General features: G+C 42.7%; 10 protein-coding genes and 2 pseudogenes. 2 read left to right on the plus strand and 10 right to left on the minus strand.

The annotated features are described in order from the left end of the window. Positions 1–597: 597 nt before the first annotated feature. From A7975_RS07770 to A7975_RS34760, 4 genes and pseudogenes are all read right to left on the minus strand, one after another. Positions 598–2,634: a GxGYxYP domain-containing protein gene (locus tag A7975_RS07770; protein ID WP_053376556.1), complete on the minus strand. Its 2,037-nt coding sequence runs from the start codon at positions 2,632–2,634 to the stop codon at positions 598–600. Positions 2,635–3,176: 542 nt separating this feature from the next. Next, positions 3,177–3,299: pseudogene (locus A7975_RS34750) on the minus strand (hydroxymethylbilane synthase); the annotation flags it as partial. A 207-nt stretch (positions 3,300–3,506) separates the two neighbouring features. Next, entirely contained in the window at positions 3,507–3,896 is a 390-nt protein-coding gene (locus A7975_RS34755; protein WP_255314197.1) for an MFS transporter, read from the minus strand. Between the two features lie 15 nt (positions 3,897–3,911). Continuing rightward, a complete protein-coding gene (locus A7975_RS34760) occupies positions 3,912–4,052 on the minus strand; it encodes a hypothetical protein (protein WP_255314198.1) in 141 nt (46 codons plus the stop codon). A 368-nt stretch (positions 4,053–4,420) separates the two neighbouring features. On the opposite strand from A7975_RS34760, the gene A7975_RS07780 reads away from it, so the two are divergent. Beyond that, entirely contained in the window at positions 4,421–6,556 is a 2,136-nt protein-coding gene (locus A7975_RS07780; protein WP_065384709.1) for a fibronectin type III domain-containing protein, read from the plus strand. Between the two features lie 551 nt (positions 6,557–7,107). On the opposite strand, the gene A7975_RS07785 is transcribed toward A7975_RS07780, so the two are convergent. Then, on the minus strand, positions 7,108–7,470 hold the full coding sequence (locus A7975_RS07785) for a YmaF family protein (RefSeq protein ID WP_065384710.1): 363 nt from the start codon (positions 7,468–7,470) through the stop codon (positions 7,108–7,110). A gap of 361 nt (positions 7,471–7,831) precedes the next feature. Here A7975_RS07785 and A7975_RS32905 point away from each other — a divergent pair. Beyond that, positions 7,832–8,098 (plus strand): annotated as a pseudogene (locus A7975_RS32905) (transposase); the annotation flags it as partial. 40 nt (positions 8,099–8,138) lie between these two features. Here the strand turns inward: A7975_RS32905 and A7975_RS33545 are convergent. The 5 genes from A7975_RS33545 to A7975_RS07810 form a co-directional block, all read right to left on the minus strand. Continuing rightward, positions 8,139–8,489, minus strand: coding sequence for a hypothetical protein (locus tag A7975_RS33545; protein ID WP_065384711.1), 351 nt, complete (start codon positions 8,487–8,489; stop codon positions 8,139–8,141). 108 nt (positions 8,490–8,597) lie between these two features. Continuing rightward, the gene (locus A7975_RS07795; RefSeq protein ID WP_369688905.1) at positions 8,598–9,626 is read right to left on the minus strand and encodes an SGNH/GDSL hydrolase family protein; all 1,029 of its coding nucleotides are present in this window, start codon (positions 9,624–9,626) and stop codon (positions 8,598–8,600) included. Beyond that, positions 9,596–10,933 (minus strand): FAD-dependent oxidoreductase, encoded by a 1,338-nt coding sequence (locus A7975_RS07800; RefSeq protein WP_065384876.1) that lies wholly within the window; start codon positions 10,931–10,933, stop codon positions 9,596–9,598. Before A7975_RS07800 ends, A7975_RS07795 begins: the two co-directional genes overlap by 31 nt. A 31-nt stretch (positions 10,934–10,964) precedes the next feature. After that, on the minus strand, positions 10,965–11,966 hold the full coding sequence (locus A7975_RS07805; RefSeq protein WP_053376561.1) for a glycoside hydrolase family 130 protein: 1,002 nt from the start codon (positions 11,964–11,966) through the stop codon (positions 10,965–10,967). After that, on the minus strand, positions 11,947–13,575 hold the full coding sequence (locus tag A7975_RS07810; protein WP_065384713.1) for a glycosyl hydrolase family 28 protein: 1,629 nt from the start codon (positions 13,573–13,575) through the stop codon (positions 11,947–11,949). The genes A7975_RS07805 and A7975_RS07810 overlap by 20 nt, the downstream gene beginning before the upstream one ends. Positions 13,576–13,601: the final 26 nt, after the last annotated feature.

The raw sequence follows: 13,601 nt of genomic DNA on the forward strand, positions 1-13,601 counted from the left end.
ACCAATAAGGATGAATGGGTACAAAATCCTTTTGTGGACTTAAATAATAACCACCTTGTTTAACATAGATAGATCGCTCCTTTCAGCTTTTCTGCCCCAAATTTTACTTGAAATGCCATCTAATTTCTAGGTAAACTTTTTATATAATCAATTTTATTGATATTTACGTTATTCAGCCAATTAACTCAACGAGGCTGCCGATTTATGCCGGCAGCCTCGTTCTGGTGATAGTTAAGCTATTGTGTCCCGTTATCGTAATGACTAAGGCAGGCTACTTACAAGGCCACGTTGTACTTTTGAATAGTCGTAAAAATTAACGACAGCTCCATGTTGACCAATCCAAACAACTCTGAAGATGAAAATGTCGTATTGTCTTGCACTGGATGCTATCGCATACTTGCTACAGTGCAGGAAATGCTTCTAGCTCGTAATGCATCTTGTAACGATTGAAAAGCCGAAGACTCTTTTCGTATCGGCTTTGAGGATTATCACCACCTTATAGCACAATGGGATTATTGCTTAAAGGGCTGTCACAAAGGTCTATTACCTTTGTGACAGCCCTCACTAATTACTAAGAACAATAATTATTTCTCAAACTTATTTGGACAATCCATAAGCTTTTCTGACGAGTGAAAAATATTCATCAGCCTTAACGATTTTGTATTCTGGCCCAAGAGATTCTGTGATAGCTAAAACATCCGTTGGTGTCATACTCCAAGCGTTGATCCCAATCGAAATAAACTTTGAAGATTTTCCATCCCAATCTTTTTTCACTTCAGACAATAAATTTTTACCGTCCTGGATAGTTGAGATACCCCGCATGATAGATACAGGAAGACTCCCGTTCATGATCTTAATATCGTCTTTATCTTCCCCTGCCAAGAAAAGGCCAGGGAGTTTGTAATTTTTTTCATACGCTGCTGCCGTCGACTCGCTGAGTGGAATGTCTTTTCCAAGTTCCCTATTCAGCACATAAGGGTACGACATGTCGGTTTTTTTAAGATACGAATAAGATTGTTTCAGGTATTCCGAGAATGTCTCCTTCGGCCAGACATGTGGATTGAAGTAGCTCGCTCCAGACGGTCCTGCGATAAGCAGATCATTTTTCGTTGCAGTTGCACGGTAATGATTCAGAATGGCAGGAGCTGCATCATACAAAAGCGGACTTGAGGTCCAGTTAATTGGCACTTTGCCTCGAGCGGGATCATCCCATAAGTTACGCATATGATTCTGGTCGTATTGCAAGTTGTCACCTTCGCCAAAGGTATAGGTCACGTAAATTTTATTCTCCAGCTTAGGATCAACTTGTTTTGGTGTTGGTTCTTGTTTTACTTTTGTTCCTGAAAATACGGTCATGTTATGAAACCAGTCAGAAGGTAATACATAAACGCTATGTCGAGATGTTAGTTCGAGACCAGCGACCTCGCCTTCGAAATCATTGTCGAACCACCCCATATAAGGTGTCCCTGGCTTTACGTCGGAAAGAATCTTCTCAAAAAGCGCCTTTTCTTCTGGTATACTGGTTGACAGCCAGAAGACCATCGCTTTGTTTGCTACGGCATAATCACGTAGAAAACCAAAAGGTTCCTTCTCCTCGGATGAAAGTGGTTTAGTACTGCTTGCAGATACTTTGTATTGGTTCCACATTTCAATAGATACTGTTAATTGCTTCGTATTTGCACTAGGTTTAAATTCGTATACAAAGTAATTACCGTGATCTACGAAGCGGTGATCGCTTCCAGGTAAAAATTTGGAGTTATGTCGGTCATAGAGAAAGGCTTCTTCCTCGGTGGTACCCGTTTTAAAATCTGAGATGACCTGTCCGTCTGCCTTCACAGTCACTTGATGAACTGCTGGCCCCCAGCCATCCTGAGGAAAGGCATCATCGAAGCGGAGATATACTGCCTCTTTTCCCAAATATGAAGACAAATCAAATTCATATGTTTTCCGATTGCTTCCATCACGTATTTGTTCCTTTTCGATAGCAATCGTTTGGAACAATTCAGAATTTCCTGGCGGGATCGGGATGGATGTGTCCGGACTCAATCCGACCAACATTCTCTGAGTCGTTTGGCTCCAGAGATTCTCATATTGCCAATTGTACGCGTCCATACGATTTTTAAATTTGCCCTGTAAATCTTCTAGTACCGTCAGGTGATATGGTGCTGCAGTTAATTGTTGTGCAAGTTCAGGACTCGCGACAACGGCATCTTTTAGTCCTGCAAGTGTAGTTGCCACATTAATCGAATCCGGTATATTAGGATCATAAACAATAACGCCTTTAACCTCTTTTACATATTTCTTGAGAACATCCATAGCATTGTCATGTTGCTTATAAGGAACCTTTAAATCTTTCAGCCAAGGGTCAACTTTATTCTGAATCACATAAATTCGTGGTTGTTCCCTGTTAATAATTCCTTCAAGGGTCGTCAGAAGCAATTTAATATCCCCTGATGCCTCATACACATTGGCAACATCCAAATGTTTAGCTTGACCGAAGTTTGGAAGCGCTTGATTTTTAGGCCATTTTAACGAATTCCCTTCCGTTGAAGCATCAGTAGCAGCAAATGCACTAACCGATAACACTATTGTAAAGACTAAGGTAATACACAAAACGGCAAACTTACGAATCATAATTTTCATTTCTCCTTTTAATTGTGATGTGATGCAACAGAACAATCAGCGTTCTCTTCTTATACACCCCTCCTTCAGAAACAAGAAAAATAGGACTCATCTATATGTTAAATATATTGTATATAAACTTCAACACCTTTGACAAACGTTCCTAAAATTCTACATTCAATTACATAAAACGACGTTTTTTTTCGAAAATAACACATGTTTTGTTGGTTTCCAATTTGAGTTTGTTTCATTTCCGAATTTGAAAATACGAAATCACCCTGCACTAAAAATATATTGAATATATATTTACTCGATTCATTTATTACTCATAGCGACAGCCTCATGCAGGATGTGAAATAGTAATTCAGAACACCAGCACTTAGAAAAAGAGAGACACTATAGTTATAAAACAAATATAGAATGCCTGGACCCTTAAAGGATGCAAGCATTCTATTAATAATACCTTTTGATACCGTTTAATCTCCTATATTCTCAAATTGCACATAACATAGACGAGCTCGTTCAACAAATAATGGCAACCGGTGTCCGGTTTCTGCACCAATTGGCACGTGACATCCACCATTTAGTACCCCGAGAAATGCTCTCTCCGTAGTTACCTCCAACGCTGTTTGTGGATCATTATACAAGTCCAGTAACTTCCTTAATTCAGTATCGTCATACTCCCTATCTTTCTATTAATCCCCACTACAGGCAATACATGCAATTTATTTGAACAACTTATTATAACGATTAAAGTCTGCCCATTATATCAACAAAATCAGCAGCTAGTTACTTACCGGCTGCTGTTCTGATGTGTTGTCTTTATCTATCGTTCAATTAGAACGGCATCCATTATTAAACCAAATCCATCAATAGATATCTTTTCAAACATCCGCTTTATCGGATACGCTCAATTTCTGTTCCAGCATTCCGGATCTACGACGCAGGGATAAGGAATAACTAGCTGGGATGAGTCCTAGTGCAACGCCAACCCCACCAATCCAACCGGCTGCTGTAAGAGAGATGTTTTCTACGATGACGCCCCCGAGTACAGCCCCCACGGCCATGCCCAACTGCACGATGGAATTGTTCATACTCAGGATGATCCCCGAAGCCTGAGGAGCCATACCGATTAAATAAACTTGTTGAACCGGCCCCGTCGACCAAGCTAAAAATGACCATAACATCAGCAAAGGCAACACGAACATGGTCGAGTGCGAAAATGCCGCGAGTAAAAATAATATACCGAAGTGTAAGAGCAATCCTCCAAGCATCGTGCGGGGGATTCCCTATTTATCTACACCGAAGCCGCCAACCTGGGAGCCTAGGAGACTAGCCAGCCCAAAGGCAAACAATCCGATGCTTACCATCCGCTCGCTCATCCCCGTCATGTCCAGAAGAAACGGCGTTATATAAGTGTACAGAATCATATTTCCTAATATCCAGAAAAAACTGATGGACAGCGCGACCGAGATTCGGGGACTTTTTAGCAAAGCGAGCTGTTCCCGAATAGGAACGGGAGCCTCTCCTTCCGTCCTTCCAAATCGACTCGTTTCGCTAAAATTTCATTCAAGCATAAGCCTTCGTCAATTCTATAGTTCTACATAAAGCTTTATACAGTTTAACCGCTTGCCCCGTATCTTCTTGATTTTCTCAGGGGATTCATTGGTTCGTTGCTATCCATTGCCTCCACGCTTAACATGGATAGCTTATGAATAAATTAATAAATATTCAAAACGCGAACATCATGGTATATTATTACTCTAAATGAATAATCAGTTTGATTAAGGAGGAGATTATGAAGTCATATCGATTAAGAATACCGAACTTGCTCATTATAAGCTTTTTGCTCATGCTTTTCGTTCCCCAGTATGCCTACGCGCAAGAGAGTGGAGGCAGCCCAGAAGCTGCTGATTTAACATCTGTTATCGGAAACGTAAGTCCCTCAGACGGCACAATGATTAACGAGAACTTTACGATCATCAGCTTTGGACTCGGGATTCCACTAGCAGAAACAGGTTCAATCCTTATCATGGTCGATGACCAACAACTAATAGAGCCGAATTATCTGCATGGTTTGGTATTCACGTACTGCTCGAATCTACAAGATGGTACGCACTCCTTAAACATTCGTGTCTTAGACCATGATAAGAAATTATTGCAGGAATACAACGGAAGCTTCAATGTCCGGCTCTCAGTATGGGAAAATAGTGTCTTGGAAGCAGCGAATATCGAAGCGGATTCACTCCGATTATCCTGGACGCCTGCCAAAGAGAGCATGGGTTACAGAATATATGGTAATAGCATACTCCTAGGGGCAGTGAACGGAAACATCACCACATTTGATGCAACTAATCTGTGGCCAAATACCACATACAACTTTAAGGTTGAGGCGGAGCGCTCCGATGGCAGTTGGACGACAGACGGCCCTGCCCTTAAGGTGTCAACCTACCCTCAGGATCGTTTAGAACCGCATATTGAATCGGTGTCTCCCGCTGACGGCAATAGCTTAACGACGGCTTGGTCGAAGATCACTGCTAAAGTATACGATGAGAACTCCGGCATAAATCTTAGCATGTGCATGGTTGGGGTCGACAATATGATGGTGCCGTTCAGTTATGACGAAGCATCTGAGACGTTGACTGCAATTACTCCCAGATTGCCTAGCGGCACTCACTCCCTTCTCATCTTTGCCACAGATAACGATGGTAATCAAACGCAGTACAACAGCAGCTTTACCATATCATACAAATCAGGAGCGCCGTTCCTGGAATGGAGCAACATGCTTCGTGCCGCTCTTGACGCAGGTGATCCTGCAGATTTAGAGGATGTACGTAAGCTAAGTTCTGAATTTGCAGAACTGGGCGAGATAAACGACCTGTCCTTGATTGATCCGATCTGGAACAAAATCAAACTCAAGCTGCCTGCATCTGTTGATCAGGCTCAATTGAAAAAGAAGCTTTTTCATATCATTTTGTCGATAGGTTCCCTTCCATACGATCAACTGGAATCCGGGTTAGAAGACACCTTGTCTGATCCCGAGTTTCTGCTGACACTGAGTACAATAGCTGCGGCAGGTGGAGAAACGAAACTAACGATGGAGGATATTGTTTCGTTCATTTTTGGGGATGGCAAGGATCTCAGAGGTATCGAAGGGCATATTCAATATTATCTCTCGCAATTGTCTCCAATTGAACTGTTAGGACATTTAGGCAATAATCAGAAAATGACTGACATCCTTATGAAAGCCATAACCAATCAGCTTAGTCAATCAACCTATTACAAAATAAGCAAGATTTTGAGGAATCTTAATGTCACTCCTTATGATGTTCAGTCTACAATAATGAATTTCCAGAAAAAACTAGTACATGACGAACCAGCCGCCCATGCATGGACTGTTGCCTATATCCGATCAATGGCACAGGCGTCGGTTAAACTTAGCAGCGGCGGCTATCAGCGTAATTACAGTTTAAAGGTTGCCTCTATTGACATTCCACCGCAAGCACTGGCATGGAAGAAGGTATCCGGAAGTTCTCTTTTCAATATCCTGCCGGACGGCACCGCCTCCATTCCTGAACAGGTGAATATAGCAACCGCGGTTATTCAAGCGGCTATCGTCAACCCAAATAGCGGGGCGAATAAAGTAATTTTCCAGAAAGAAGTAACCATCATCGCTGACAAAGACCCAGCAATAATTCTCCAGAGCATCATGAATGATTTCGAAAGCAAACAGGGTGAAGTACAACGTAAGCTTAACGTCGCGACAACGCATGAAGAGCAAACACAGTTGCTACTTGAATTGATGAATGCTGGAAAAGCGGCGATCAAGCAAATTAATATGTTAAACATATCGGAAGTAATTAGAACGGATGCCATTGACACGATAACAAAGGGGATTGTACATGCGGCAAGCAGTTTGCTGATCGTCTTCTAAGGTGCTGCGTCTGCCACTTAGTCAATAAAAGTGCCTTGATCTTAGATCATTCGGTAAATAGACAAAAAGGGACTATAATTATGTAAGTCCCTTTTTTTCGTTTTCGAAAAATGGTTGGTATTCAAACCATATCGTTTGATTTAGACCTCATAATTACCTAACTGATCAAGATTTCCGTTAATAAAATAAAAGATCGAGCCAAAAATCAATTTTCACTTTCCCACCAGATTGATTGGCCAGTCTCACCCTCTTCGTAATATGCTTGTTTCCCGTTTTCAAGTTCAATGGGTTGCTTGCCTGGCTTAGATATTTACTCTGGTTCATCAATAACCTTCCTCAAAATATACCTTATTTCTTACGCGGTCTATTTTTTTAAGCCGGACCTTCATTGACTAGATGATGCGTGCCTCTCGGCACGCGCTTAATAAAAAGAGCAGGCTACCGTAGCACCTGCTCATCAAAGTCTAATATTCGACTATCGTTTTCTATTGAATGTTGTACTTAAAATCGTTTCTTCATGACCATTCATATCTTTCTGTATAATTTAATCATTAAACAAGAGGTGCTTGAATCAATGTTGCGAATTTAAATGGATGAACATGACCATCATTTAATGTCGTTTGGCCTGTTACAAAATGTACATGTTTGCCATTTCCGACTGGAATGGCCGGACCAGTTACAATTTTTTTCAGTTTATGAAAGTGGTTCAAGAAATCTGTGTTCGTAAGATCAATTTCATGGACATGGCTTTTTCCGACTCGAATCGCTTGCCCAGTAACTCCTGCAAAGCGGTGATTATGTCGATCATTGCCCTCTTCAGCCAGTTTTGTACTTCCTTCAAATTCATGTACGTGCCGCTGTCCCTTTTTACAAGCTCTAGTTTTCTTTATTATCTTAGCTTTTTTCCTCTGCATTCGTTGCATACCTCCTATGATTACGTGACTCATAACTGACTATATGACTCACATTATCCTATTAAGGTAAACAAATGAATGTGCTAGGCTATTATCAACGTTCTAATAATAATTTTATTTATGAACATAATTTCATTGATTTACTCTGCCCGTTAGAATTCCTGTAAAACGAAAAATTTGGTGTTTGAACTAAAACGAGCGCCTCGGTACGATGGGGTTACGCACGAGTTCAGCCTAGCACACCGGCTTGTCGATCAAGGGATTGAGACCGTTCTGGGTTAACCCTCATTTCGTCAAAAAGAACAAGGGGACGCGCTTGTCATTGCAGATATGATCAAAAACGGGTATTATTCCCCTGTTCCTCGGTGGGGCCGGTGATCTTGGCGGCTACACGCACGGAAATGCTCTGTTGCGGCATCCAGGGGTCAATCTAGCTGAGGCAAGTTCCGGGAAATGGGGTGGAAAGATGATGCTCAGTAAGCGAGCCCGTTCACGTTTGCGACATTTCCTCTATCTCATGACGATGTGTATGGTTATGACAAACCCAGAAGTTCGGGCATTACAGCGTCACAATGTAGAGGAAAAGAAGCAGATGAAGATGAAATCCATCATGAAATTATGCAGTAAAAAAGGCATGAAGCCAATTAAGGTGAATTGTTCAAAATTACTTATTTCATCCATGGATCTTCAACATGCCCATCTAGTTCAGCAACTGTTTCTTGAATAGTGGCTCTTATTTCATTAGCCAGATCCTCATCTAATAAACTATTTACGTGCTCATACGCTTTAACTAATCCTAATCGACCAATAATTAATGTTATAAGATCTATTGCATTAAATGATTCTTTTTTACACTTACTAATTATCCAATTTTCAACCTCATTCTTAATAACATTATCCAATAATTCATACGTATGCCACTGTCTATCTGATAATTCTAGCAAAGCCGCTAAAGTCTCTTCTACTTCATTAGTTTGATATTTTCTCTCTAAGATGAATTCTTCAAACAGCTCCTTCAAACGAAAATACTAAAGAAAGACCCTAAGAAAAAATCCTTAAGGTCTTCTTAACTAAAGCCTTTAACTTTTTTAATAAGTTCATGAACCCGTTGATATACCCTTAAATCACTATATAATGTCCTTCTTACGGAAAGGCATTATGATCTTTTCCATAAACCGTGAACCTATGATTTCATATCCATCCCCATCAGGATGCAGATGGTCAGGAAGGTGGGACGCATCGTCCGAACCAAACAACTCCAACCCATCCATATAGTAAATGTGATGATCACCGCGCGCCCGTACCATCTCTACGGTTTGACGCACATCCTCCCGCATCTCCGGCAGAGTGAAACCGAGCACATTATCGATTGTCTCACGATGCGCGGCATAGAGCGGTGAAATAACGAGCAGAGGCGTTTGCTTATGTTTATCCCTTATTGTTTCCAACATACCAATTAGCGCCGGTTTGAACGTACGAGGACTTAACGAAGCAGCCCCGTATACATTTATTCCCACGCAAAGTGAGATGAAATCAGCTGGCAAATCACGGATGAGTTTCCCAACCATCGGCTCCAGATGGCAGTTTCCTGAAAAACCAAGGCAAGTTAAGTTAAGACCGCTTTCCCTCGCTGTAATCGCTGGCCATGTGCGAGATGGACTGTGCGCACCTACACATTGCGTGATTGAACTGCCATAGGTGACCCATTTCGGTTGTGTATCCGGGAAAATCCTCATTTCTGCATTCTGCTCGATCCACAAGCTGCATACCGTCATACCAATATTTTGTGGCAGATAAATAATGATCTCTTTTCGTCCATGATATAGGTTAGTATAGGTAACCTCCCTATCACTCTCGTTCAACGCTGCTGTAGCGAACAATTTTCCATCCACCATACAATCTAATCGGGCCTCCCCTTTAATTGGAGAGAATTTCAGTACAATTACCGTCGAATCTGTGTGAAAACAAAGTCGCACTCCCGCACATATCTCTGCTTTTGAATCGATCCCATTTGGAGGATACAAATCATAATCTTGGTATGGGATACGCCAAGGCTTAATCCCATTCAATGTACGCTCTAATGAGACCGCCCCGAGAAACAACTCATCCGTTATTGGGATTTCCTTCAACTCACCGCACCTTCTTCCCCCAGCCATACGCCATTCCGTAAAAGCATCTGCTGGAGCTCAACAACAGAAACTTCCCTTGACTTTACAGATGATTTCATAGCTAAGGCAGCAGCCGTACCGGATGCCTCACCCATAGCGAAGCAATTCGGCATTACGCGCAGCGAACCTTGTACTGCCCGCTCCGAAGATGCAGCTCGTCCCGGAACCCACATATTATCGATCCCTACGGGCAATAAAACTCTATAAGGGACCCCATGTGATTCACCTGGTGCCAAGTGCTTAAATGTCATATTTTGTTTGCTGGTTGCCATATGGATATCAATATAGTATGCATTGCGGGCAATATCATCTTCGAATGAACGCGCCTGCATAAAGTCTTCCTCTGTGAGCACATAATCGCCTTGAATTCGCCGTGTTTCTCGAATTCCAACCTGTTCCCCAGTCGCAACGACATGAGCTTGCTCGAATCCTGGTACATACGCTCGAAAGAACTGAACCTGACGCTCAACAAGCCTACGTCCTTCAATACCCCCACGCGTCAAATCCTCAGCTTTCGTGCCATCAATACCAAATATATGACCAAAGTTAACGCCAACCAAGTAATCATTAACCCATGCGAGCCCCGATACCAATTTCCGTCCTTCCGGAAGGACTCCATCAGCCATAGCCTGTTCAACGGTTTGATGAAGCTGGCTCGTATCCCCTGACTCCTTAACGAAACGATTAAACTTCTTGCGATCCACATTTGCGAGCAGATAGCACATGCTGGCAGATTGCAACTCTCCTTGTTCTCCGCCCTTCTGGAATGGAACACCGGCCTTCGCTGCAATATCGGCATCTCCAGTCGCATCAACCACATAACGGCATCGTACGACTGAACGACCAGATTTGTTCACGATAATGATCCCTTCGATGTTGCGATGATCCTCTGACAAAATCACATCGAACACAAATGTATGATAAAGCAAGGAAACTCCGTTCTCGAGTGAAGCATCATCATACACACGTTTGAGAACCTCAGGATCAATCGGCACCCAATCCAGCGTATTCGCATATTTTTTGCGGTAATCATCGTTACAAGACTGCTTCATCCGTTCCATCAGCTTCATGCCGAGTCCCCGAATTACAGGCTTCACTTTATCTGTAAATGGGCAAAATGCTGGAACAAGCGCTACCGTTCCCATCCCCCCCAAGAAACCACGCTGCTCAATTAATAGTGTATTCGCGCCGTTTGCAGCCGCACTAATGGCAGCCGCTATCCCGGCAGGTCCACCGCCAACAACAACAACATCCACCTCATGCGATACAGGAATTGATTGTGCTGGTATAATCATTTCACCGTAACTCACTGCGTTTCCCCCTCTGTTACTTGCCTTCTAAACATAGGCGTACTAAGTCATGAACATCTGCAGTTGCGAGACATTCCACTGTGTCGGCAGCACCGTAATAAATTTTGACTTCCCCCGAGTCTTCAAGAATCATTCCGCCTGGGAAAATGACATGATTACGAAAACCCCCATCAATCTCATAGGCTGCTTCAGGTGCGAGTATCGGTGAACTAGACATACCTACGATCCGGCTTGGATCAACTAAATCGAGTAGCATAATACCTGCTGTATATCTTTTCTTCCAGGTTTCCTCCCAACCATTCTTACCTCGTGAAGGATTAATATCAACGGCGTGAAAAGTCGTTAACCACCCTTTATCCGTCTTAATCGGCGGAGCCCCTGGACCAATCTTGTCATTTGCAAATGGAACTTGCTCTACAGCTAGCATAAGCTTGGAATTTCCCCAATAACGCAAATCTGGAGAATCACTCATCCACATATCGAATCTATCGATCCCATGTCGGCTGTAAACCGGGAACGGACGTTCCAGCCGAATATATTTCCCGCCTACTCTTTCTGGGAACAGCACCATATTCCGATTGTCCGGGACAGACAAGCTGAGGACTTCAAAAGAACTAAAGTCATCCGTTGCGGCAATACCGCCGCGAAGCCCATGCTTCGTATCCACAGCAAAACACATATAGCATTTCCCTTCGATGACTGTTAACCTCGGGTCATAGACCCGAATCACCTCTTCATCCTCCCAGCTCCAACAAGGGAACGGATTAACCTCCCATTTCACACCGTCATCACTAAATGCGAGACCCAAATTCGTAGTATTATGCGGTAAAATGGTCTGACTCTCTTCATCTCCATAATCATTTCGGAACACCATGACATATTTTCCTTGATATTTCACAACACCAGCATTAAATACCATGGCTGGGTTATAGGGGATATCCTTTGGAGCAAGTATCGGGTTTGCAGGATGACGATGAACCAAGACACTTGATTGAAGATTACCAATTGTGAAATCCATCACACTTAACCTCCTCCTCGGGCAATATCATAATTCCGCTATTGAAATCTCGAATCAAGAAATTCATGTCGGCTAAACTCGCAGCTGCCTTCTCCTGTCCGGGCATATAAATATTTTGAAACATGACATTCGTGATCGGAGCACCTTTAGTGCCTTGTATCTTGGCGCTGCCTCTGCCTTTGTCGTATACCTTGATGTTCTTCACCTTAACATCTGTAATCGGTCCGATGCCTAACTGATTCCCGTTCACGATGAACATGGTCATCCAGGCGCTATTATCATCGTTCATATAGCTAATATGTTCGATTTCCATATTTTCAAATGTAATATGATTCGCTTCAGCTGTTCCATATTTATGATGAATGCCGAAACCAACGGCTGCGTCATAAACAACGCAATTTCTAAATGTTATGTTCTCTTGATTTTGCATGACGCCTTGACCTATCTTAAAACCATAACAAATCGTCCATGCCATACAATCTTCAAACAGAACATCATCTACAGGCTCAGGATCTCCCGGCCAGCATACTTTCCCGGATGCGATATCTGTCGTTTCCTTCCAGGCTTTGGTTGAGAATGGATCGTCTAGCCCTATACCAATCGCGTTTCTAACAACGACTTGTTGCGACTCGCATACATCGATTCCGTCATTTTCTCCCATATTCAAGCTGTTGAACATCTTCAAATTAACGAAGTTTAATACCTTCGATCTTATCGTCGTGATTGCCCAGGCTGAAGCATTTCGAATGGTAATACCATCCACGCTGAATGCCGAGGTAGCAATCGGGACAAGTAAATTATTGATCATCCCATTTTCAGAGAGTGCTTCTCCGTTACCGTCAATGGTTCCGCGGCCGTATATCTTGATATTGGTGGATTCGTAGGCAGTCGAGATCCACCACGTCACAGGTTTACCGACAGAATCCTTAAACCAGTGCTCTTTTAGGTCTGACATATTACTCGTGCTGATTAACACGGAACCTGGCTCCAGATAGATTGCTGTATTGCTCTTGATCACCAGATTCGAAATAAAGTAGGTTCCTGCTGGAAAATAAACTATACCTTGAGCACCGTTACCATGAGATGTACCATATTGGCTGGCATCATCGAGTGCTTGCTGAATTGCGGCGGTTCTGACTTGTATCCCGGTTTTAGCGGCGGCTGGCACAATATCATACGGACCGCGTGTTACATCGAAGACCCCTTCATCCGTCGCAGAAGGAACATCCGTTTCCCCAGGATCTGCTGCAAGAACTACCCGTTTCTCCCGATTATTCACACGGATGATAAGATATTCATCTCGATCAACGATGAACGTCATCTTATTCCCTGTAATAACTGGGGAAATATTCAACTTTAGCGGACTAATCGTATACGTTTTGATCTCGCTATCATCAAGCAAAGTCAGTTCATAGGTTACTTGACCAGCCGTCACGGAGAAACTAGCATAATCGTAATCCTTCGTATAAGTCGTAAACGGAATCGAAACGCCATTTGCAGCTAATGCATATTCGGCGGAGGTATTATATATTTCTGGTAGAGGATAGGGATAGACCTCCGCTATCCCCTTCCCCTGATGATCTACTACAGGTACAGATTTTCTGTTCAAATTGATCCCTCCCAAAATGAGTCGTC

Origin of the sequence: Bacillus sp. FJAT-26390 (assembly GCF_001682865.1) — a bacterium.
Taxonomy (GTDB): Bacteria; Bacillota; Bacilli; order Paenibacillales; family Paenibacillaceae; genus Pristimantibacillus.

What these genes read in the sequence shown, in the direction of transcription:
- A7975_RS07795 (WP_369688905.1), bottom strand. Translation starts at nt 9,626, where the DNA reads ATGGCTGGGGGAAGAAGGTGCGGTGAGTTGAAGGAAATCCCAATAACG.
- A7975_RS07805 (WP_053376561.1), bottom strand. Translation starts at nt 11,966, where the DNA reads ATGGATTTCACAATTGGTAATCTTCAATCAAGTGTCTTGGTTCATCGT.
- A7975_RS07780 (WP_065384709.1), top strand. Translation starts at nt 4,421, where the DNA reads ATGAAGTCATATCGATTAAGAATACCGAACTTGCTCATTATAAGCTTT.
- A7975_RS07800 (WP_065384876.1), bottom strand. Translation starts at nt 10,933, where the DNA reads ATGATTATACCAGCACAATCAATTCCTGTATCGCATGAGGTGGATGTT.
- A7975_RS34755 (WP_255314197.1), bottom strand. Translation starts at nt 3,896, where the DNA reads ATGCTTGGAGGATTGCTCTTACACTTCGGTATATTATTTTTACTCGCG.
- A7975_RS07785 (WP_065384710.1), bottom strand. Translation starts at nt 7,470, where the DNA reads ATGCAGAGGAAAAAAGCTAAGATAATAAAGAAAACTAGAGCTTGTAAA.
- A7975_RS07770 (WP_053376556.1), bottom strand. Translation starts at nt 2,634, where the DNA reads ATGATTCGTAAGTTTGCCGTTTTGTGTATTACCTTAGTCTTTACAATA.
- A7975_RS34760 (WP_255314198.1), bottom strand. Translation starts at nt 4,052, where the DNA reads ATGATTCTGTACACTTATATAACGCCGTTTCTTCTGGACATGACGGGG.